We start from the raw sequence: 20,411 nt of genomic DNA on the forward strand, positions 1-20,411 counted from the left end.
TGAAATGCTGCCATGGAACCTTCGGATCGGATCGCCCTCACCGACTTGGCTGCCAGGTACGCACAGGCAGTCGACCGCCGAAATCCGGCCGCTCTCGCAGCCCTGTTCACCGAAAACGCCACGTTTGTCCTGCCTCCGGCATTGAACGGCACCGCCGGGCCGACCGAAATTCAGGGCCGGTCGACTCTGTCCGATTCGATAGTCGGCGCCGTCGCACACCTGCACTCGACGCGGCACATCGTCGAGCAGCAGGTCCTCGATCAGGACAGCGCCACCACGGCCCACGGCGAGGCGTACTGCTCCGCGCATCACATCTATCCCCGCGGCGAGGGGTTCCGGAACAACCGAATCGAGATTCGCTACCAGGACAGTTTCGACAAGGTCGACGGCACCTGGCTGTTTTCTCGTCGCGAATTGGTTGTGGACTTCGCCGAGGACGTGCCGGTCATTCTGCTCGGCAGTTAAAGGCGAGCGTCAACTCGCCATCATGGCGATGGCCGTTCGCAACCCACGACGCTTACCTGTGTGCGGGTCGACGCCGAATACTTCCTTGATGCCGCCACGAACTCGAAACTTCAACTCGGAGTGCGTTTCCGGTGCGTCGTCCTGGGAGGCGGAGAGAAACCTGTTGGGGAGCGACAACTTCCAGATGGTGCGCAATGTCAGTCCGTACTGCTTCCACAGCGGACCTGTTGTGTACGGGAGATCGTACTTGTCACATAATTCACGAAGTGGCACAGCGATTTCCGAGTATCGGTTGCTCGGCAAGTCGGGGAAGCAATGATGCTCGATCTGGTAGCAGAGGTTGCCGCTCATAAATGCCATGATCGGTCCGGCGTGAAAGTTGGCCGAGCCGAGCATCTGTCGTAGGTACCATTGCGCGCGCGATTCGTTCTCGAATTCCTCGAGAGTGAACTTCTCGGCTCCGTCGGGAAAATGCCCGCAGAAGATGACTGCGTAACTCCAGTAATTGCGAATGAGATTTGCGACGATATTTGCCGTCAGCGTGGTCTTCCACGCTGGGCCGGTCAGAGCTGGGAACAGAATGTAGTCCTTGGTCACCTGCCGTGCGATCTTCTTGCCGATTTCCTTTGCCATCTCGGATTTGTCGGACCACTTCACCTGCCCCTTGCGAAGTTTGTCTGTCTCTAGATGGTGAAGTGCGACGCCCCATTCGAACAGTGTTGCCAACGCGAAATTGGTGATCGGCTGGAATAGATAGTCCGCGTGCCACTTCTGATCTCGCGTGACGCGCATGATGCCGTAGCCCACGTCATTGTCGAGACCGACGATATTGGTGAACTTGTGATGGGTGAAGTTGTGCGAGTGCTTCCAACCCGACGATGGGCAGGTGTTGTCCCACTCCCAGTTGCTCGAATGAATCTCGGGATCGTTCATCCAGTCCCACTGACCGTGAATGATGTTGTGGCCGAGTTCCATGTTCTCGATAATCTTGCCGACCCCCAGAAGCGCTGTTCCCAGGATCCATGCGGGCTTCTTCTTGCTGGCAAACAGGACGACACGACCGGCCACCATGAGAGAGCGTTGAAACGCGATAGTTCGCTGAATGTATCGAGCGTCACGCGCACCGCGCTTCTCCTCGATGTCGAGCCGAATAGCGTCCAATTCACGCCCAAGTGCCTCGACGTCTTCCTCGGTGAGGTGCGCATATTCCTTGATATCGGTGATCGCCACTGTGTTCACTCCTGTCGCGGGGCCGGTTCGTCGGACGGTACCCCCATGAATCACCGGTGAAACGTCGACTCGCGCGCTACGTGCGTCACCGCGCAATCTGTGCCAGCATCAATGAGCGTGAGCACCGACAACCAGATCACCATCCGAACTGCCACTGAAGCCGATTGGCCGGCGATCCAGTTACTCGACTCGACTGGGTTCGGATTCCATCCGTCGAGCGCCGACAAAACACTCACTCGGACGCTCTATCGCCCCGAGGACATCGTCGTCGCGACAGAAGGTGATCAAGTTGTCGGACTGGCCATCGAGTTCGACATGGAAATCACGGTTCCGGGCGGGAACCAGCTACCCACTCGCGGAATCACCTGGGTGTCCGTCGCCCCGACGCACCGTCGCCGCGGAATTCTGCGCTCGATGTTCGTCCGGTTGCACCACCACATCGCGTCGACGGGTGCTCCCCTGGTAGCTCTGACGGCCAGCGACGCGCGCATCTACAACCGGTTCGGCTACGGCCCCGCAACCGTCAGCGAGAGCATCACGATCGATCGGCGTTTTGCCGATTTCCGCCCGCAGGCTCCAACCGGAAGCGGCGTGCGGATCACCGACGCGCAGACCGCAGCCACGCTACTGCCCGCAATCTACGACCGCTGGCGCCTCGTCACTCCAGGCGCGCAAAGGCGTCCGCAGGCGCATTGGGATTTCACATTTGCCGACCCGTCCGACCATCGTGCCGGCGCCTCCGGACTGTTCTTTCTGACACATCCCGACGGCTACGTTTCCTACCGCCACCGAAGTGACGGCTCCGACAGCGTCGTCGACATCGCCGAGTTCGTTGCCATCAACGACGACGCCTACGCCGCGCTGTGGCGGACAATGTGCGGGCTCGATCTCGTGACCCGCATCGAAGCCGAGCAGCATCCTGAAGATCCGCTGCGACTGATGCTGACGGACTACCGTTCGGTGCGGACAACCCGCCGATCCGACCGTCTGTGGCTGCGAATCATGAACGTCCCAGCAGCACTCGAAGCTCGTGAATATGCCGCTGACCTCGACACTGTCATCAAAATCGAGGATCCGTTCCTCGACTCCGGTGGTACGTTCGCGCTCAGCATTCGGGGTGGAAAGGCCACCTGCCGACCCACGGACGCCGACGCACAGATCACGATGCCGTCCGATATCTTGTCCAGCATCTACCTGGGTTCGCATCAGGCTCGAATCTTCGCGGCAGCAGGGCGCGTCCAGGCCTCCACCCCTCAGGAGATACGCGACTTCGACTTCGCTTTCGGCACCACACGCCCCGCAGTCATGGGGTATGGTTTCTAACTTTCCGAACGCTCCGGCGCTTGCGATTTTTATGCCTAACGGCACCGACACGGTTAGCCTCGACCAATGGCGTTTGTAGGAAAACTGGTCAATTGGCTTCCTGAGAAGATTCTCGTACGGGTTTTGCCGCACGCGGAGATGCTCAAGTTTCTGGTGGTCGGCGGCATCGCCTTCATCGTCACCACGGTGTTGTTCTTCGGCATCAAGTGGACCGTACTGCCGCAACATCCGGTTACCGCCAACATCATCGCGGTCCTGGTCGCGACGGTCCTGTCGTACGTACTGAACCGGGAATGGTCGTTCGCTGAGCGGGGTGGACGCCAACGTCATCACGAGGCGGCACTGTTCTTCATCGTCGCCGGTATCGGCCTGGCCATCAACCAGGTGCCACTCTGGATCTCGAGCTACGTATTCGACCTCCGCCAGCCAAACGTCTCCGTATTGATGGAGAACTTCGCCGACTTCATCAGTGGCTCCATCATCGGCACGCTGCTCGCAACGGCCTTCCGTTGGTGGGCGATGCGCAAATTCGTCTTCCCTGAAGAGTCCACGAACGGCGAAATGATCCTCGATACGGAAGCCACAGACGCTCCTTCACTCGACTGACGCCGGCAGCAACCGAAGAGCATCACGCATCGGCGAATTTCGTCAATATCTGCACTATTTCAACCTTCCCGAAAGGTGCAAATAACCCCGATCCTTTTGTGTAGCATTTCGCCAACAAAGCCTGTGGAATTGTTTCCACCGGGCTAGGTTCTCGCCGCACAAAAGAATGGAATCACAATGAGAGTGACTGTGTTTTCGTATATTTCGGGGGAATCGTCAACAGAGAATCGACATTCGAAACAAACCGTTTGTTTTCTCATCGCGTCCATCGTCATGGCGATGGGCGCACTGGTAGTTTCTCCTGCCGTGTCCGAGGCTGCCGTGATCGGCGCGGTCAAGACACCCAGTGGGCGATGCCTGGAAAACAAGTGGGGCGTGACATCGGACGGCAACCCGGTTCAGATCTACGACTGCAACGGCTCGGCCGCACAGATCTGGAGCGTTGAAAGCGATGGCACCGTCCGGGTACAGACGAAATGCCTGGGTCCCCAGGGTGGTTCTCTGGCGGCAGGGACTGCCCTGGTCATATCGAATTGCACAGGCGCAGCATTCCAAAAATGGACCTCCGGTCCCGGAGGTACCGTTCGAAGCCAGGTCAACGGACTCTGCGTCGAGAATCGCGGTGGTGTCAATGCAAACGGAAATCCAGCTGCCGTACAGGTATGCGATGGCACACAGGCGCAGAGTTGGTCGTACACCGGAGCCATCGTGACGCTTCCCTCTCCGTCAGGGGTTGCGGTACCGGTCGGCAATCTCAACGGATGGCGTCAGATCTTCTACGACGACTTCACAAAAGACGCTGCGCTGGGGACGTGGGCAAATACGTGTGATCCCAACAAGATCGTCTACACCGGCGCACAAGGGCAAAAGTGGCGAACATACCCGTCTTGTTATCTCGATACATATCAACAGCGGCCGTATCGCGCCGATCAAGTTCTCAGCGTCAAGAATGGCGTCCTCAATTTCAATCTGCACAATGTCAACGGGCAACCGGCGGGGGCAAGCCCGTCACCCGTCATCAACGGCCAGAATCAAAATCAAACCTACGGCCGCTATTCGGCCAGGTTCAAGGTCGACAATCCGAATCTCAACGAATATTACGTTGCCTGGTTGTTGTGGCCACAGTCCGAAGTGTGGCCACGCGACGGTGAATTCGACTTCCCCGAAGGTGGACTGTCCGGCACTGCAGGCGGTTTTCACCACTACTCCGGCGCGGGTTCCTGCGTAGGCGGGTGTCAGGAACTCGCGACAGACATCGGAGCGCGGTTCACCGATTGGCACACGTACACGATCGAGTGGTCGCCCGGGCGGATCAAATATCTACTCGACAACCAGGTAGTCCTGGAAAGCACGTCCTGGGTTCCGTCCACCCCGATGCGCTGGCAGTTGCAGACCGAGACAAAAGGCACGGGAACCAGCAACGGGAACCTGATGCTCGATTGGGTCTCGGTCTATGCCTACGACACGAGCGCACGGCCGTAGCCTCAAACCAGAGAAGGCCCGCATGCCAGAGGCGCGCGGACCTTCTCGGTCGATTCGATGCGGAACTAGCTCAACCCACCGAAAACCACGACGAGACTGTTCACGGTGTTCGTCAGAGATTCGAACACGCCCTTGAGGACGAGGTCTGCGCTACCGACCGGGATCATGAGAATTGTCGAAAGGGAACCCATTGTGTGCCTCCATGATTGGACCAGGCCGAAGAAACCGGCCTTTTCGAGAAAATTGATCGCGCTCGGATAGAGCGCACGTTGAAGTGCGGTGGCGACTACTGGTAGTCACCGCAGTCCGGGCGCGCTATCAGCTACCGAACGCTCCACCGAGCACACCGAGGAGGTACTTGAACGCAGCCAAAGCCTGGCTCTGGGCAAGAAGATCGGCGATCGATCCCATGTGAAACTCCTTATGTGAAGGGTTGCTGTACTTGCGCTTTCGCTGGCCAAAGACAGCAAACATCGCTCGTGCCCGAGCTGTTCACCCGGGCACCATCGGATGCTAACACCGTGATCGAGAGCTGTGGGGTGCTACGAATTTGCCGTCAACTGCTCGAGTATTCGGCCTTCTCGTCGATGAACCCCAAGCTTCATTTCTTCTCGTGAAGCGTCGCCATCAGTTTCGGACCGTCCACCACTCGGCCGAGGAATCGGTCGGCATCGGGATCAGTTGCCAGCCATACTGCGGCCGCTGCCGGGACCGACGCCGGTGTGGCGGCAAATCCTGCGTCCACGATCGCGTCCGCACCGCCGCGAGCCTTACCCGATTCCGTGATCACAAACCCCGGACTCAGATTGAATGCCTTGATACCGGCGCCGCGGTACTCCGAATTGATCGCACCCGCGATACGCCCGAAGCCGGCCTTCGACGCTGCATACGACAGGCCCCAGCCGCCTTCACCGGGAGGTGCCGGTGGGTCCATGGTGGCCGAACCGGATGCGAGACCGATGACAACACCGTTGCCGCTCTTGATCATCGACGGAAGGATCACCTGGACCAAGGCGAGCTGATGCAGATAGTTTCCGACAACCATTGCCTGGGCATCGTCGATCTCGATGTCGAGAATCCGGTCCATGTTGCCGACGGTCTGCGCATAGGCGTTGTTGACCAGCACATCCACCCGGCCCCACTCGCGCAGCACCTGCTCACCGGCCGCAACAACCGATGCCCGATCGAGGAGGTCCATCGGAACCGCCATGGCCCGCACGCCGCAGGCCTCGATTTCGGAAACTGTCGTCTCGAGGCTTCCGGTAACAGGGATAACCTGCTCGCCGTCGCGCGTTCGCGGTGCGGCTCTGCCCTCACCTTCACGGACGGTGCGGGCAGTGATCGCGACATCGAACCCGGCGCGAGCAAATGCCAGTGCACATTCGCGGCCGATACCGCGAGAAGCCCCGGTTACCAGCGCAACTCGGTTCACAGGAACCTCGAACGACCGTGAGTCTCGAACTCTTTCTCGAGGCTCTCGATATCAGCTTCTGTCATCAGCGTGTACTCGGGAGCGCCGCGGCCCACCCAGTGGTACACCGGCTCGTCGGTCCGCCAGCGATCGACCTGAAGGTCACGCTTGAGCACCTTGTTGGAACCGGTGACGGGCAGGTTGGTCGATACGCGAATGAAGCGCGGCGCCGACTTTGTTCCCAAATCTGCCTGTGCGGCAAGGTAAGCCGCAAATTCGACGGGGTCGAAATCCGCCAGATCCGCAACCTCGATGCCCGCCATGACCTGATCACCCGAGCGCGGGTCAGGTACGGCAAACACACCGGTTGCGATCACCTTGGGGTGGCGACGCAGAATGTGCTCGATCATCAGAGCCGACGTGTTCTCACCGTCCACGCGGATCCAGTCACCCTTACGGCCGGCGAAGTAGATGAATCCCGCTTCGTCGACGTAACCGAGATCGCCTGTCCAGTACCAACCGTCACGGATCTTCTCCGCCATGGCGTCTTCGTTCTTGTAGTAGCCCTCGAACTTCTGCGAACCTGCCTTGTCGACCATTTCGCCGATGGACTCGTCCGAGTTGAGCACATGGCCGTGTTCGTCCAGGATCGCGCGCGGACGCTCTTCCTTGGTGTCGGGATTGACGATGACGATGTTCTCGTTAGCCGGACGTCCCAACGCTCCCGCGGGCTGGTTCGGATCGAGAACCACCGAACCGGCGCCTTCGCTCGAGCCGTAGCCCTCGAAAAGCTGTGCGCCGAAGCGACGAATGAACTCGGCCTTGTCACCCGGCGACGCTTCGGTACCGAAACCGTGTGTAAGGGTGTTCTCGATGTCGTCGGACTGCTCCGGCGTCGCCATCAGGTAGCCGAGTGCCTTGCCGACATACGTGAAATATGTTGCGCCGTAGAACCGGACGTCGGGCATGAAGCCCGAAGCCGTGAACTTGCGAACGAGGCAGACCGTAGCGCCCTGTGACAGCGCGGGAGCCCACAGTGCCATCAGCGCGTTGCCGTGGAAGAGCGGCATGCAGCAGTAGCAGACGTCATCGCGATCGATGTCGTACTTGGCACAGTTCGCGTATGCCAGACGCGTCAGACGACCCTGGCTGCATCGGACAGCCTTCGACATACCGGTAGTGCCGGAGGTGAAGAGGAGAAGGAAAAGCGTCGACGCATCGACGCCCAGGTCGATCTGCGGCGTCTCGACGCGATGCGCAGCAACGGTTTCGGCATACGACGCGTCGTCGACGAGGATGAAGCGGTCGTCGGTCAGACCGAGATCGAGACCAGCGAGCTTCTCGTGGCCTGCCTTGTCGGTGACGATCATCTGGCAATCGACATACCGGACCTCGGCTTCGAGTTCGGCACCGCGACGAGTCGGGTTGATTCCGACGATCGTGGCGCCCGTCAGTGCGGCGCCGCCGAGCCAGAACAGGAACTCGGGCTCGTTCTCGAGGAGAACACCGATGTGGAAGGGGCCCGGCGCGCGAAGCGACTTGGCGTACGAACCGCGGGCGGCACTTTCATGGACAACCTCGTCCCACGTCCAGTCCTGAGTACGCGTCCGCAGTCCCAGATGCTGATCACCGACACGATCGATCAACATCTGTGCGACGTCCGCGCGCTGCGGAGTGGCAACGGAACTGCTCGGAGGTGCTTCGGTGGCGGTGTTCGTCATCGTGATCCTGTGTCCTACTCGAGAGGGAGGGAATTCGTGTGCGCTCACGCTCATTCCTTCGGCTGCGATTCTTTCGGAACGCTAACTGCGCGTTATGTCAGTAACCCGCTCAGTCTCGCTCAGTGGTAACCGCCCCACAGATAGGATTGTCCCGTGACATTTTGTGACGTGAAAAGCGCCACAATACGAAAGGCCATTCCATGACTGCCCCCGCAGATCCGCAGTTGCTCCTGGACCAGGCGGTCTCGCGCCTCACCGGTCCCGGTGGGCCGTTCGAGATCGTCGAAGAAGAGGTTCTCGGCACCGTCATGCCCGTGATGAAGAATCGCGGACATGCCATCGGTGAGCTCATCTCCGCGTCCCGGGCCTGGGGCGACGGCGACTATCTCGTCACGAGCGACCGTCGGATTTCCTTCACGGAGCATGCCGACGCTGTAGCCGCGCTGGCGACTGCGCTTCGCGACAAGTACGGCGTCCGCAAGGGCGATCGAGTGGGAATTCTTGCCGCCAACAACCCTGAATGGGTCATGACCTTCTTCGCGACGCAGGCACTCGGCGCCATCGCGGTCGGTCTCAACGGCTGGTGGGTTCCGCGCGAGGTGACACACGGCATCGAGCTGTCGAGCCCGAAGGTGCTGGTAGTCGACGCCAAGCGCGGCGCTGCGCTTCCCGAACTGCCGGCAAGCATCAGCGTTCTGACCATGGAAGAGGATCTGCCCGCACTCATCGCCGAATACGCCGGCGCAGATGTACCCGCCACGGACATCGACGAGGACGATCCGGCTGTCATCCTGTTCACCAGTGGCACCAGCGGCCGCCCCAAGGGCGCCCTGCACTCACACCGCAACGTGATGGCTGTTGTCGACTACCACAAGTACAGCGACGCCATCGGCGCTGCGTTCACGGGCCGCGAGTACGACGGCTCCAAGCCCAGCCCGCTCCGCTACCTCCTGACCTCTCCCCTGTTCCACATCGCGAGCCTCCATAACCTTGTCATCCCGCGTCTGGCTACCGGCAGCGCTGTCGTGATGATCGACGGCGGCTTCGACGTGGACAAGGTGCTCGGTTTGGTCGAACGCGAACGCATCACCAACTGGGGCGCGGTTCCCACCATGGCGTCGCGGTTGCTCGAACACGGCAACATCGGCAAGTACGACGTGTCCTCGCTGACGGCATTCTCCCTGGCATCGGCGCCGTCGTCGCCCGCGTTCAAGGAACGCCTCAAGGAGCAGGTACCGTTCGCCCGCAACGCCCTGGTCGACAGCTACGGCCTCACCGAGTGCAGCACGGCTATCGCCGTTGCCGTCGGAGCTGAGCTCGAAGAGTTCCCCGGGACGCTCGGACGTCCCATCATCACCGTGTCCATGGAAATTCGTGACCCCTTCGGTGAATGGCTGCCCGACGGCATCGAGGGTGAGGTCTGCGTGCGCAGCCCGTTCGTGATGCTCGGTTACTGGGAGAACGAAGAAGCCACCGCTTCGGCAATTTCTCCCGGACGCTGGCTCCGCACCGGCGATTTCGGCGTGATCGAGAACGGTCGCCTCCGTCTGACGGGACGCCGGTCGGATCTCATTCTGCGTGGCGGCGAGAACGTCTACCCCACAGAGATCGAACAGACCCTCGACGAGCATCCCGACGTCATCGAATGCGCCGTCATCGGTTCGCCTCACCCGGACCTCGGCCAGGAAGTGTCAGCCGTCGTCGTTCTGCGCGCCGGTGCAGTCACGACCGAGGAAGACCTCCGCGAATTCGCGGCTGAGCGTCTGTCGTACTTCAAGGTGCCCTCGAAGTGGCGTATTACCGGCGATCTGTTGCCCCGCAACGCAACCGGAAAGATGGTTCGCCGCGAGATCACGGTATGACCGAAGCGCTGTCACGGATCGTCGCCGAGTCGGCGATCCGTGACCTGCTCTGCGAGTACACGCACCTGATCGATCAGGGTAGGTTGCGTGATGTCGCAGCATTATTTGCGCACTCCGATTACGGCCAGTGCGGCGCGGACGGTGTTGCAACAACTCTGATTTCGTCCGATGCCGACGCTGTGTTCGCCGCGTGCAGCAGCTTCATCCGGATGTACGGCACTCCCGCGGTCCCGCGAACCAAACACCTGCTGACCAATACCCGTATCTCGGTCGACGGAAACGAGGCGTCGGCGCTGTCCTACATCACGGTCATCCAGGGCACCGAAGATTTTGCCCTGCAACCCATTTTGTCGGGACGGTACTTCGATCGATTCACGTGCGTCGAGGGATCGTGGCAGTTTGCATCACGACTTTTCTGCATGGACAACATGGGTGATATGTCTGCTCATGCCAACCGGTCACTCTGAGTACATCTCGCAGCACCTTCAACGGGGAGACGAACGATGTTCAAGGCAATCGCGCTACTCACTCGTAAGCCGGGACTCACGAAAGAAGAGTTCATCGACTACTACGAGAACAACCATGCCCCACTGATTGCCGCAACCTTCCCGTCGATCATCGAGTACCGGCGGAATTACCCCGATCTCGCTCAGGCTCTGCGCGCAGACGGCGTCCCCGACCCGGCTTTCGATGTCATCACCGAATTGTGGTTCCACGACAAGGCCGGGTACGAAGACATGCTGGCCACTCATGCCCGCCCGGAGGTCGGCGATCGAATCAGGGCCGACGAATCCAACTTTCTCGATCAGAGCAAGATCATTCAGTTTGTTACCGACGAGCGCGAATTGCCGCACTGCTGAGACTCGCCCGTCGTTCCCGTAGATTTTCGGAAAGGACTGTTTGCATGGAAATCGGTGTCAACGTATTGGGCCTCGAGGCACTGTTCGAGGGGAAGATCAGACCGGTTCTCGATTTTGCTGCTGCCGCCGATCGGGCCGGCGTCGACTTGATCTGCACCGGCGATCACCTCGGGTTCAATGCTGACGCTCATGCGCAGCGCGTCAGCGAGCACAACTTTCTGTTTCCGCTCGATCATCCTTGGTACGAGCCGATTTCACTGCTTTCCTCAATTGCTGCAGTCACCGAACGCGCTCGCCTCGGAGTGTCGGTTCTCATTGCAACGGTTCGCCCACCGGCACTGCTCGCCAAACAAGTCGCCACCCTCGACGCACTGTCGGACGGACGCGTGACCATGGGCTTCGGAGTCGGGTGGCAAGAGGCCGAATACACCGCCACGAACATGCCTTTCGATGCCAGATTCGGGCGCATGGAGGAAACCGTCGCAGCGTGCCGTGAACTCTGGACACAGGCTCCCGCCAACTTCAAGGGGCGCGACTTCTCCTTCGAGAACTACCACAGCATTCCGCTCTCGACCCAAGACCGCGTTCCTGTCCTCTTCGGGTTCGGGCCCAGCCAACGGAACTTCGACCGCGTCGCACGTGTCGCCGACGGTTGGACCGTCAACCCTGCCGATTTGGATACATTCACGGACAGTGTTGCGCTGCTACGCAATACATTCGAGGCTCATGATCGCGATCCCGATACCGCGCGCGTGCAGGTGTCTGCATCGCCGGTTCGTCGTGACAACGGAACCGTCGACCTCGAAGCCACCGCTGAGAAAGCTCACGACTGGTCCCACCGCGGCGCATCCGTCGTCGTCTTCCGTCCGGTCGTATTCGACTGTGCCAGCGAAGAACTACCGGAACTGCTCGACTGGATGATCGGCGTCAAGGAGTCCTGAAATGGAACAGCAATTGCAGGATCTGCTGGACAAGCAGGCTATTCGTGAAGTCGTTTTGACGTATGCCCGAGGCATCGACCGGCTCGATTTCGATCTCGTTCGCAGCGCCTATCACCCCGATGCCATCGATCATCACACCGGATTCGACGGCAACATCGACGAATACATTGCCTGGGTGAAGCCCAAACTCTCCGTCATCGGCGGCACCATGCATCACATCGGCAACCACCTCGTCGAACTGCACGGCGACCACGCGATCAGCGAGGCGTACTCGATGTCCACCCACTGGGGCGGACCCGAAGGCGTCGGAATGATCAACTTCACCAGCGGCGCACGTTTCATCGACCATATGGAGCGTCGGGACGGGCATTGGGCAATCAAGGAGCGCTGGGCCGTACGCGAATGGACCCGCTCCGACGAAGGCCGATTCGTGAATCCCGAGAGCGCTGGTCCCCGAGGACGACGCGACGATTCAGATCCGTTGGCCGCCTTACGAAAAACTCTCCCCATCCAATCTGCGTGAACCCCGCGAGTCTTTGAACCGGCAGGTTCAATCCTCTTAGCTGGTCACGCCCTCAGCGTGCGCTGCGGCCGCGACGGCTTCCGCAACTGCGGTCGCCACGCGAGGGTCGAGTGGGCTCGGAACAATCTTGTCCACGGCCAACCCGTCGCCGACCACCGACAGGATCGCCTCGGCGGCAGCGAGCTTCATACCTTCGGTGATGCGACGGGCACCGGCGTCGAGCGCGCCCTTGAACACACCGGGGAAGGCAAGCACATTGTTGATCTGGTTCGGGAAGTCACTGCGGCCCGTAGCCACGATCGCCGCGTACTTCGACGCGGTCTCCGGGTGAATCTCCGGATCCGGGTTCGAGAGCGCAAACACGATCGACTCCGGAGCCATCGACGCGATGAGCTCCTCGGGGATCTTGCCCGCCGAGACACCGAGGAAGACGTCCGCACCAGCCAAAGCCTCGACAGCACCACCGTGGACACTGCGCGGGTTGGTGCTCGACGCCAGCTCTACCTTGATCTCGTTGAGGTCGCTGCGCTCGCTCGAGATGATGCCCTTCGAGTCGAGCACGACGACATCGCTGATACCGGCGGCGAGCAGAATGTTCGCACACGCGACACCCGCTGCACCCGCACCGGAGATGACAACCTTGAGCGTGGTGATGTCACGGCTCTGCACCTTCACGGCGCCCTTGAGCGCAGCAAGAACCACAATCGCGGTGCCATGCTGATCGTCGTGCATGACGGGGCAGTCAAGTGCCTCGATGACCCGCTTTTCGATCTCGAAGCAACGCGGCGCCGAGATGTCCTCGAGGTTGACCGCGCCGAAGCTCGGACGCAGACGGATCAAGGTCTCGACGATCGCGTCGGGATCGGTGGTGTCGAGCACCAGCGGGATGGAGTTCAGTCCGGCAAAGCTCTTGAACAGAGCGGACTTGCCCTCCATGACGGGCAACGATGCGCGGGGTCCGATATCGCCCAGACCGAGAACCGCCGTGCCGTCACTGACGACGACAACCAGTCGGTTGGTCCACGTGTAGCGATCGGCAAGGGTCTCGTCAGCTGCGATGGCGCGGCTCACCTGAGCCACACCCGGCGTGTACGCGATCGACAGAGCGCGCTGCGTATCGAGCGGCGCGGTGGTCTCGACCGACAGTTTGCCACCGACGTGAGCGGCAAAGATTTCTTCGTCGGTCAACTCGACCTTGGGTACGTTGATGGATTCAGTCACAAGGGACACAATGACACTCCTGAAAAGTTCGAGATACTGGCGATAACTGACAAGCTGCGTGGGGGGTCGAAGAAAGCCGACGCCGAACTGCATCCCCTACTGCCGAAGGTGCTCGCGTAAGGGCAACAAGTATGGGGCGTGCTCTTCGGCACTGTTCACGAAGGACACGCCCCATCTGGACAAACAAATAGGTCAGATCGCAGAGTCGAGTGTGTACTTGGCCAGTCCTGGCGCCCCTGCGAGAAGCGGTCCCAAATCCTTGATCATGCCTGGGCCGGCGCGCCATTCGCGGTATGCGGCATCCGCCTCGGCAGTAGACCATTTCTCGAAACACAGCCAGTGCGTTTCGTCGTCGGCATCAATCAATACGTCGACACCTTCGCAACCTTCGAAAGCACGGGTCTCAGTCAAGATTCGTCCCACCACCTCGCGTGCGGTAGCAAGACTCTCTTTCTTGAGTCGCAGGTCCAGAATCGCGGAAATCGTCACAGAAAACTCCTTGTTCTCAGGGGGTGAATTCGAATCATTCAGGAGCACCCACGTTTTCCAGGGTGCACAACTCCAAGGTGCACAACGCACGTCCGACAGACTTCAGACTGCCGAAAGCACACTCTCGGACAAACTGTTGATGTCCGAGAGTGTGCCGAACCGATAGCGACAACCTTGTCGAGAGGTCAGTAAAGGAACAACGGATTGATCAGGACACCCGTCGAACGGTGGATGGCAGTCGGAGCCGCTACGACAAGACCTGTCGACGTATTTGTCTGCTTCAACGCCGCCACGGCCGGGCCGAGTAAGCAGTTGTCCACCAGACACAAACCGATCGCATAGATCAGGTTGTGCACTTCCAACGAGCCGGCAGGGTTGTTCCGGGCATCGTGGAAGTCCCACAGCACCAAGCCCGGATCCTTCGATGCGATCCAGACTGCACCGTCCTCACCGATACCTGGGCGCGCCACTGCTGCGGCGCCGCTCGGGTAGATGTTGCCGGCCGCCTCGTAGCGATCGCGCCCCTGGTAGATGATCAGCGCATCGCCAGGCTCGAGGGTGACTCCGGTTGCCGCGAGCGCTGCGTCCAGGTCCTCGCCGGTAACGGGGTGTTCGGCGTCGATCCACTCGACCCCTCGCGCTCCGGCGACATCGAGGACTACACCACGCGTGGCGATTCCATGGTTCGCCCACGCCACCATGGTGTCCTCGTCAGTCAGGGACGCCTCGGCGGGAATCGGCCCGTGCCAAGACCCTTCGGCACCGATGTGCGCCAAACCGTCCATGTGTGTGTTGTGGACTCCATGGGCGTCGTACTTGATCACGTCACCGCCGTGGGCCGAGCGCATACCGCGAACGCCGACCTGTACATCGAGTTCTACTGATCCGTGGCCAGAAGGCATCTCGGCAAGCCCCAGCTTTTCCCACTGCGCTGCCTCGAGTTCCGCCACAGCTCGACCATCGGCAAGGCGGCCGGGGCGGGTTTCCACCTCACGTTCGAGAGAGATGGCTTTCCCGTATCTGACAGCGGAAACGCCGCGCAGGCGGGCCGATTCATCGATGAGGTCCACGGAACCGCGGCACTGCACACCGTCCACGTGTCGTGATGAATCGTGCTCGTCCTTGATCTTACGGAGCCACGGGGCGAGGGGATCTGTTTCCAGGTCGTCGACTGTCATTCGTTTCTCCATATTCGTTTCCGAGGGGCAGAATCAGCTGATATTCGTTCCGAAGGGCAACGTCAGGCTGACAACGCCCCGATGCAGCGGTTGAGTTGCAGGGACTACTGAATCGAATCATCTTCACACACTGGGTATGTCGATCGGCACATCCGGTCCTGTTGTTCGATTCTGTCATAGATACTCGCCCAAACGAAGAAGTCGAGCGAGGCAATCTCTCCAGACCGAAACTCCGTCGATCACATGGCCAGTCGTAGACACAAAAGGTGTATCAGCTTGAACTGTGCCAGGTTTCGTCCGGAAACCGACTGCCTCGTTACCCAGACGCCATACACCCGTGGGCGACCCAGACATGCCCATTCCGCTAGCCGGAACATCCCGTTGACCAGGCATCCACGATGCAGTTATCTGAACCCCGGCGAACCATGTGCAGGCATCGTGACCTTTCGAAGCCGTCACTGGCCACGACATGGAGAATGCTATACGCTGCATTTATGGTAAATAGCTTGGGCGCCAGCGGTTTACGATTCGAACGTGAAGGCTCGATCGGATGGTGCATCATCGACCGTCCGGCTGCCAGAAATGCGTTGACCTCCGCGATGTACTACGGATTGAAGCGAGCAGTACGCCTCGTGAATTCCGACCCGGAACTGTCGGCATTGGTAATCACCGGGGTTGACGACGTATTCGCCCCCGGAGGAGATCTGGGAAGGCGATCGGATCCGGGAGATGCTTTGCCGGAGGGCCTTTCGAGCATCGATATCGTTCCCTTCCTAACCATTCGAGACAGTCGCGCACCCGTCATTTCCGCGGTCAACGGAATCTGCCAGGCCGGTGGACTACTGATTGCAATGATGTCCGATATCGCTGTCGTCAGCGACCGGGCGACATTCCGTGTTCCCGAACTTCTACGAGGCATCCCGGATGCGACTTTCGCTGCAGTGCTGCCGGCACACATCGGAATCGCCGCAGCACGCGACTTGATGTTTTCCGCGCGCAAGTTCGATGCGGCAGAAGCGCTTCGGCTCGGAGTGATCTCCCGAGTTGTGCCACATGAGAACCTTCGGACTGCGGCACTCGAGGCTGCGCGTGAGGTACTGCAGACCGCACCTGTAGCCCGAGCCCAGGTCAAGCGAATGCTCAACGAGCGCTACGGGCAATTCGACTACGAAACCATGTTCGGCGCACTCGACACTTCTCCGGAACCACGTGAGGGAATGCGGGCGTTCATGGAAAAGCGTGACGCGTGCTGGATACCGGCGAATCTGCCGCGATAACGCGGCAGATTCGCCGCTCGTCATTCGTCGTTTGAAATCGAACCCGAACCTTCGAGCGCATCCCGCAAACCGTCACCGAACGTCGAGAATGCCAGGACGGTCAGCACAATCATGATCGCCGGTGCAGCAATCAGCTCCGGAGCTGTGTAGATATTGTCGAAAGCCTCACGCACCATTGAACCCCAGGAAGTCTGTGGCGGCTGAACACCGAGACCGAGAAAACTCAGACTTGCCTCGGCGACAATCGCGACACCCGCCGAGAACGAAAGCTGCACCAGTAAAGGCGAAGCCGCGTTTGGTAACACATGACTCCACAGCAGCCTGCCCTTGCCGCAGCCCAGCGCTCGGGCAGCTTCGATATACGTTTCCGTCGACACCGACTCCGCAGCACCTCGTGCCAACCTGTACAGCGATGGGGCCATAACCAGTCCGATCGCCATCATCGCGTTGGTCAATCCTGGACCGAAAATTCCGATGATCGCAATGGCGAGGATAAGAGGCGGCAAGGACTGCAGGGCATCAGAGATTCTACTGATCAGTCCCCCAGCCCATCCCCGGACAAGTCCCGCGAACAGCCCTGTGGGAATACCGATCACAGCCGCAACTCCCACCGCCTGGACAACCGCGAGCATGGTGACACTTGCCGAGGCGAGCAACCTGCTCATGACGTCACGACCATAGACGTCCGTACCGAGCCAGTGCTCCCCGGAAATTCCGGCCAAACTGTTTCCCAAGTTCTGCGCGTTCGGATCATCGGGCGCAATCATGGTGCCGAAACCCGCGACCAGAAACACCAGCACTAAGAAAACCAGCGAGATCATGGCCGGGATGTTCCTGCGCAGCAGTCGAAGTGGACGTGAAGTCCGCAGTGTGTGTATGAAGCGGCTTCGGCTCGAAAATGGTGTCGCGCGCCGCGGGTTATCGGGATCCGCAACAATACCGGTTTCACTCATGAAAATGCCTTTCGACAGCTGACCGGGTCAGGCCCGGGTCCTCGGGTTGAAGTAGCCGTAGGCCATATCGACGATCAGGTTGATGATCACGATGGCAACCGCCATGACCATGACGATGCCGAGGATCACCGGAATATCCCGGCTGAAAACAGAATTCACGGCAAGAGTCCCGAGGCCAGGTAGCGCGAAAACGAACTCGACTGTCACCGCGCCTGCAAATACTCGACTGACCTGTAGACCGAGGACCGTCACGATCGGAACTCCGGCGACCTTGAGGGCGTGCTTCAGCACGATCTGCTTGGTCCGCAGCCCCTTCGCCCGAGCAGTGCGGATGAAATCCTTGGCGAACGTGTCAACCATGGCCGCACGGGTTTGGCGCGCCACTTCCGCAGTGGAAATGGCCGCAATCGCGAGAGCCGGAAGAATCAGGTGTTGAAGCCAAACCCCAAACCCTTCGCTGAGCGGTGCGTACCCAGTCGCCGGAAAAACCGGCGCGGAGATTGCGAGGGCAATGACCAGAACCAAACCGATAATGAACGGTGGGACCGCCATCGCAACCGACGACACAGCCGTCAACGCGCGGTCGAGCATCGAATTGGCACGCATAGCGGCAATGATTCCGATCGGCAGACCGAGCAAGATCACAATTACCATGGTCACGACGGTCAAGGACAGAGTGGTCGGTATCCGATCCGCGAGGATCTGAGTGACGGACTGAGAACTGTAGAGCGAGGTACCGAAATCACCGGTAATGATGTGACCGAGCCACTCGACGTACCGGATCAGCAGTGGCCGATCCAGACCCAGTTGTTCGCGAACCGAAGCGATTTCGTCCTGCGTTGCGTTGTCACCGGCAAGCCCAGCTGCAGCGTCTCCTGGCATGAAGTCAACCAGCACGTAAACGAAGAAGCTGAGGAACAGCAACAGTGGGATTGCCGAAAGCACCCGTTTTCCCAACAGATTCGCCATTATGACCCTCCCGTCGGTACTGAAACTCTGCGACGACGGTTCCTCGGGTCCGGAACTGCCGAGACCAGCATCTTGGTGTACGAGTGCTGCGGATTCTCGAACAACTCCTCCGCGGTCCCGGCTTCGACTACCTCGCCCCGGTACATAACGATGACGTGGTGGGCGAGATATCGCACGAGGGAGAGATCATGCGAGATGAAAATATAGGCCAAGCCGCGCTCGGCCTGCAGGTCAAGCAGCAGGTTGAGAACTTGAGCTTGGATTGAAACATCCAATGCAGCAACAGGTTCGTCACACACAATGAAGTCGGGATCGAGTGTGAGCGCCCGGGCAATCGCGATCCTCTGAAGCTGACCGCCGGAGAACTCTCGTGGATACTTGTCGAGTTGGTCCTCGCGCATACCGACCCTCTGCAGAATTTCCACGACACGCCGATCACGCTCTGCCCCAGCGATTCCGAAGTGGATCGACAACGGTTCGCCCACCGCGTTGCGAATCGTCATATGCGGATCGAGCGAGCTGAACGGATCCTGAAAGATCATCTGCGCGCGCCGCCGAAAGGACAGCAAATCCTTGCCCTTGAACTTACGGACATCGTGTCCGTCGAACCGGATCGTGCCGGAGTCGGGTTCGATCAAACGCAGAACCTGACGTCCGATCGTCGACTTCCCCGCTCCGGATTCGCCCACAATGCCGAGCGTTTCACCACGTTCCAGGGTAAAACTCACATCGTTGGTCACCACGGACCGCTCTCTCACGCGACCGAGAAAGTCTCTCTTGACCGGATACGACTTGCGTAGTCCGGAGACCTCCAATAACGGACTCATCCGGTAAGTCCCTTCAGATTCAGTTCGCCCTCACGCACGCAACGTACTGACCGATTGCGAGCGATGTCGTGCAGTATTATCGGTTCCGAATCGCATCGACCAGCATCTGCGTAGTTGCAACGATCCTGGAACCGGCACGTTTGCGGCCAGTCCCATGGAGCTGGAACTGCACCCGGAATCGACGACAGACGTATACCTTTGGCCCTCGGGTCGGGAATTGCTGCCAGCAGACCCTCCGAGTACGGATGGCGTGGGTCGTCGAACAGGTCATCGATCAAGGTCGATTCGACAACCTGCCCCGCATACATCACCGCCACTCGGTCGCACATCTCGGCAACGACCCCCAAATCGTGAGTGATGAACAGAATCGATACGTCGAACTCGTGTTGCAGATCCTTCATCAATCGCAACATCTCTTTCTGCACCGTCACGTCCAGCGCGGTCGTGGGTTCGTCCGCAATGAGCAGTTTCGGTCGACATACCATTGCGATTGCCAACATGACGCGCTGACACATGCCACCGGAGAACTCGTGCGGGTATGCCTTTGCCCGATTGCGTGCATCGGGAATACCGACCGCGTCGAGCATCTCGACAGCGCGGGCAAACGAGTCCTTCTTCGACAAACCTTGGTGACGACGGACAACCTCGGCGATCTGATCCCCGACAGTGAATGCCGGAGACAGACTTCGCCTTGGTTCTTGAAAGACCATCGATACGTCGACCCCACGAATGCCGGACAACTCCGACTCCGACAACCCCACCACCTCACGGCCGGCGATACGGATCGATCCAGTTACCCGACAACCCTGGGAAGGCAGTAATCCCATTGCAGCCAAGGAAGTTACGGTTTTCCCGGATCCGGATTCACCCACCAGCCCGACCGTCGTGCCGGGTGCTACTCGCAAGGACACGTCGTCGACGACTCGAGTCCAGCCGCGATCGGTATCGAAGTCGACCGAGAGATTCTCGATCCGCAGGATATCGCTGTCCGTCGCGTCGAGCGACGACAACGGTAGATCAGTTGCCATGGACAGGATCTCCTAGCGTCAGGTAGTGGACGGCGACAACGGGCG

At 59.8% G+C, this 20,411-nt stretch carries 21 protein-coding genes; 10 read left to right on the forward strand and 11 right to left on the reverse strand.

Annotation, left to right across the window (positions count from 1 at the left end; translation table 11 throughout):
* Positions 1 to 12 precede the first annotated feature (12 nt).
* Positions 13 to 465, forward strand: a complete 453-nt coding sequence (locus tag CJ178_RS15955) for a nuclear transport factor 2 family protein (RefSeq protein WP_045064921.1) — start codon at positions 13 to 15, stop codon at positions 463 to 465.
* A 9-nt stretch (positions 466 to 474) separates the two neighbouring features.
* Here CJ178_RS15955 and CJ178_RS15960 read toward each other — a convergent pair whose 3' ends face one another.
* Entirely contained in the window at positions 475 to 1,695 is a 1,221-nt protein-coding gene (locus CJ178_RS15960; protein WP_045064924.1) for a fatty acid desaturase family protein, read from the reverse strand.
* A 111-nt stretch (positions 1,696 to 1,806) separates the two neighbouring features.
* Between CJ178_RS15960 and CJ178_RS15965 the strand changes: the two genes are divergently transcribed.
* The 3 genes from CJ178_RS15965 to CJ178_RS15975 all read left to right on the forward strand — a co-directional run bounded on the left by CJ178_RS15965 (position 1,807) and on the right by CJ178_RS15975 (position 5,106).
* Complete coding sequence (locus CJ178_RS15965) at positions 1,807 to 3,018, forward strand: enhanced intracellular survival protein Eis (protein ID WP_045064926.1); 1,212 nt, start codon at positions 1,807 to 1,809, stop codon at positions 3,016 to 3,018.
* A 66-nt stretch (positions 3,019 to 3,084) separates the two neighbouring features.
* Entirely contained in the window at positions 3,085 to 3,624 is a 540-nt protein-coding gene (locus CJ178_RS15970) for a GtrA family protein (RefSeq protein WP_045064928.1), read from the forward strand.
* Positions 3,625 to 3,903: 279 nt separating this feature from the next.
* A complete protein-coding gene (locus tag CJ178_RS15975; RefSeq protein WP_233366200.1) occupies positions 3,904 to 5,106 on the forward strand; it encodes a ricin-type beta-trefoil lectin domain protein in 1,203 nt (400 codons plus the stop codon).
* Positions 5,107 to 5,171: 65 nt separating this feature from the next.
* Here CJ178_RS15975 and CJ178_RS33285 read toward each other — a convergent pair whose 3' ends face one another.
* From CJ178_RS33285 to CJ178_RS15985, 3 genes are all read right to left on the reverse strand, one after another.
* Positions 5,172 to 5,297, reverse strand: a complete 126-nt coding sequence (locus CJ178_RS33285; protein ID WP_255285241.1) for a hypothetical protein — start codon at positions 5,295 to 5,297, stop codon at positions 5,172 to 5,174.
* 410 nt (positions 5,298 to 5,707) lie between these two features.
* Entirely contained in the window at positions 5,708 to 6,538 is an 831-nt protein-coding gene (locus CJ178_RS15980; protein WP_033236622.1) for an SDR family NAD(P)-dependent oxidoreductase, read from the reverse strand.
* Positions 6,535 to 8,166, reverse strand: a complete 1,632-nt coding sequence (locus CJ178_RS15985) for an AMP-binding protein (RefSeq protein WP_033236683.1) — start codon at positions 8,164 to 8,166, stop codon at positions 6,535 to 6,537. Before CJ178_RS15985 ends, CJ178_RS15980 begins: the two co-directional genes overlap by 4 nt.
* A gap of 272 nt (positions 8,167 to 8,438) precedes the next feature.
* On the opposite strand from CJ178_RS15985, the gene CJ178_RS15990 reads away from it, so the two are divergent.
* From CJ178_RS15990 to CJ178_RS16010, 5 genes are read left to right on the forward strand one after another with little or no spacing between them, the layout of a single operon-like run.
* Positions 8,439 to 10,100, forward strand: a complete 1,662-nt coding sequence (locus CJ178_RS15990; protein ID WP_033236621.1) for a class I adenylate-forming enzyme family protein — start codon at positions 8,439 to 8,441, stop codon at positions 10,098 to 10,100.
* Complete coding sequence (locus CJ178_RS15995) at positions 10,097 to 10,567, forward strand: nuclear transport factor 2 family protein (RefSeq protein WP_095887110.1); 471 nt, start codon at positions 10,097 to 10,099, stop codon at positions 10,565 to 10,567. Before CJ178_RS15990 ends, CJ178_RS15995 begins: the two co-directional genes overlap by 4 nt.
* 36 nt (positions 10,568 to 10,603) lie before the next feature.
* Positions 10,604 to 10,960 carry an EthD domain-containing protein gene (locus tag CJ178_RS16000; RefSeq protein ID WP_095887111.1) on the forward strand — a complete coding sequence of 119 codons (357 nt, stop codon included), beginning with the start codon at positions 10,604 to 10,606 and terminating at the stop codon, positions 10,958 to 10,960.
* A 44-nt stretch (positions 10,961 to 11,004) separates the two neighbouring features.
* Positions 11,005 to 11,901, forward strand: coding sequence for a TIGR03619 family F420-dependent LLM class oxidoreductase (locus CJ178_RS16005; protein WP_095887112.1), 897 nt, complete (start codon positions 11,005 to 11,007; stop codon positions 11,899 to 11,901).
* 1 nt (position 11,902) lies between these two features.
* The gene (locus CJ178_RS16010) at positions 11,903 to 12,424 is read left to right on the forward strand and encodes a nuclear transport factor 2 family protein (protein WP_095887113.1); all 522 of its coding nucleotides are present in this window, start codon (positions 11,903 to 11,905) and stop codon (positions 12,422 to 12,424) included.
* A 36-nt stretch (positions 12,425 to 12,460) separates the two neighbouring features.
* On the opposite strand, the gene CJ178_RS16015 is transcribed toward CJ178_RS16010, so the two are convergent.
* The 3 genes from CJ178_RS16015 to CJ178_RS16025 form a co-directional block, all read right to left on the reverse strand.
* Complete coding sequence (locus CJ178_RS16015) at positions 12,461 to 13,654, reverse strand: NAD(P)-dependent malic enzyme (protein ID WP_095888004.1); 1,194 nt, start codon at positions 13,652 to 13,654, stop codon at positions 12,461 to 12,463.
* A 183-nt stretch (positions 13,655 to 13,837) separates the two neighbouring features.
* Complete coding sequence (locus tag CJ178_RS16020) at positions 13,838 to 14,134, reverse strand: putative quinol monooxygenase (protein ID WP_033237388.1); 297 nt, start codon at positions 14,132 to 14,134, stop codon at positions 13,838 to 13,840.
* A gap of 185 nt (positions 14,135 to 14,319) precedes the next feature.
* A complete protein-coding gene (locus tag CJ178_RS16025; RefSeq protein WP_172937663.1) occupies positions 14,320 to 15,312 on the reverse strand; it encodes a cyclase family protein in 993 nt (330 codons plus the stop codon).
* A 494-nt stretch (positions 15,313 to 15,806) separates the two neighbouring features.
* Between CJ178_RS16025 and CJ178_RS16030 the strand changes: the two genes are divergently transcribed.
* On the forward strand, positions 15,807 to 16,589 hold the full coding sequence (locus CJ178_RS16030; RefSeq protein WP_095888005.1) for an enoyl-CoA hydratase/isomerase family protein: 783 nt from the start codon (positions 15,807 to 15,809) through the stop codon (positions 16,587 to 16,589).
* A 20-nt stretch (positions 16,590 to 16,609) separates the two neighbouring features.
* On the opposite strand, the gene CJ178_RS16035 is transcribed toward CJ178_RS16030, so the two are convergent.
* Genes CJ178_RS16035 through CJ178_RS16050 form a run of 4 tightly spaced genes read right to left on the reverse strand, consistent with a single transcriptional unit; the run spans position 16,610 to position 20,366 of the window.
* Positions 16,610 to 17,542: an ABC transporter permease gene (locus CJ178_RS16035; protein WP_095887115.1), complete on the reverse strand. Its 933-nt coding sequence runs from the start codon at positions 17,540 to 17,542 to the stop codon at positions 16,610 to 16,612.
* A 27-nt stretch (positions 17,543 to 17,569) separates the two neighbouring features.
* Positions 17,570 to 18,511: an ABC transporter permease gene (locus tag CJ178_RS16040; protein ID WP_033237386.1), complete on the reverse strand. Its 942-nt coding sequence runs from the start codon at positions 18,509 to 18,511 to the stop codon at positions 17,570 to 17,572.
* Positions 18,511 to 19,338, reverse strand: coding sequence for an ABC transporter ATP-binding protein (locus CJ178_RS16045; protein ID WP_051730853.1), 828 nt, complete (start codon positions 19,336 to 19,338; stop codon positions 18,511 to 18,513). The genes CJ178_RS16040 and CJ178_RS16045 overlap by 1 nt, the downstream gene beginning before the upstream one ends.
* Positions 19,335 to 20,366, reverse strand: a complete 1,032-nt coding sequence (locus CJ178_RS16050; RefSeq protein ID WP_051730854.1) for an ABC transporter ATP-binding protein — start codon at positions 20,364 to 20,366, stop codon at positions 19,335 to 19,337. Before CJ178_RS16050 ends, CJ178_RS16045 begins: the two co-directional genes overlap by 4 nt.
* Positions 20,367 to 20,411 lie beyond the last annotated feature (45 nt).

This window comes from Rhodococcus sp. ACPA4 (genome assembly GCF_002300185.1).
Classification (GTDB): domain Bacteria; phylum Actinomycetota; class Actinomycetes; order Mycobacteriales; family Mycobacteriaceae; genus Rhodococcus_F; species Rhodococcus_F globerula.

Coding starts and splice junctions, on each gene's coding strand:
- CJ178_RS15955 (WP_045064921.1), top strand. CDS start 13: ATGGAACCTTCGGATCGGATCGCCCTCACCGACTTGGCTGCCAGGTAC.
- CJ178_RS15965 (WP_045064926.1), top strand. CDS start 1,807: ATGAGCGTGAGCACCGACAACCAGATCACCATCCGAACTGCCACTGAA.
- CJ178_RS15970 (WP_045064928.1), top strand. CDS start 3,085: ATGGCGTTTGTAGGAAAACTGGTCAATTGGCTTCCTGAGAAGATTCTC.
- CJ178_RS15975 (WP_233366200.1), top strand. CDS start 3,904: ATGGGCGCACTGGTAGTTTCTCCTGCCGTGTCCGAGGCTGCCGTGATC.
- CJ178_RS33285 (WP_255285241.1), bottom strand. CDS start 5,297: ATGGGTTCCCTTTCGACAATTCTCATGATCCCGGTCGGTAGCGCAGAC.
- CJ178_RS15985 (WP_033236683.1), bottom strand. CDS start 8,166: ATGTTGATCGATCGTGTCGGTGATCAGCATCTGGGACTGCGGACGCGT.
- CJ178_RS15990 (WP_033236621.1), top strand. CDS start 8,439: ATGACTGCCCCCGCAGATCCGCAGTTGCTCCTGGACCAGGCGGTCTCG.
- CJ178_RS15995 (WP_095887110.1), top strand. CDS start 10,097: ATGACCGAAGCGCTGTCACGGATCGTCGCCGAGTCGGCGATCCGTGAC.
- CJ178_RS16000 (WP_095887111.1), top strand. CDS start 10,604: ATGTTCAAGGCAATCGCGCTACTCACTCGTAAGCCGGGACTCACGAAA.
- CJ178_RS16005 (WP_095887112.1), top strand. CDS start 11,005: ATGGAAATCGGTGTCAACGTATTGGGCCTCGAGGCACTGTTCGAGGGG.
- CJ178_RS16010 (WP_095887113.1), top strand. CDS start 11,903: ATGGAACAGCAATTGCAGGATCTGCTGGACAAGCAGGCTATTCGTGAA.
- CJ178_RS16025 (WP_172937663.1), bottom strand. CDS start 15,312: ATGACAGTCGACGACCTGGAAACAGATCCCCTCGCCCCGTGGCTCCGT.
- CJ178_RS16030 (WP_095888005.1), top strand. CDS start 15,807: ATGGTAAATAGCTTGGGCGCCAGCGGTTTACGATTCGAACGTGAAGGC.
- CJ178_RS16035 (WP_095887115.1), bottom strand. CDS start 17,542: ATGAGTGAAACCGGTATTGTTGCGGATCCCGATAACCCGCGGCGCGCG.
- CJ178_RS16040 (WP_033237386.1), bottom strand. CDS start 18,511: ATGGCGAATCTGTTGGGAAAACGGGTGCTTTCGGCAATCCCACTGTTG.
- CJ178_RS16045 (WP_051730853.1), bottom strand. CDS start 19,338: ATGAGTCCGTTATTGGAGGTCTCCGGACTACGCAAGTCGTATCCGGTC.
- CJ178_RS16050 (WP_051730854.1), bottom strand. CDS start 20,366: ATGGCAACTGATCTACCGTTGTCGTCGCTCGACGCGACGGACAGCGAT.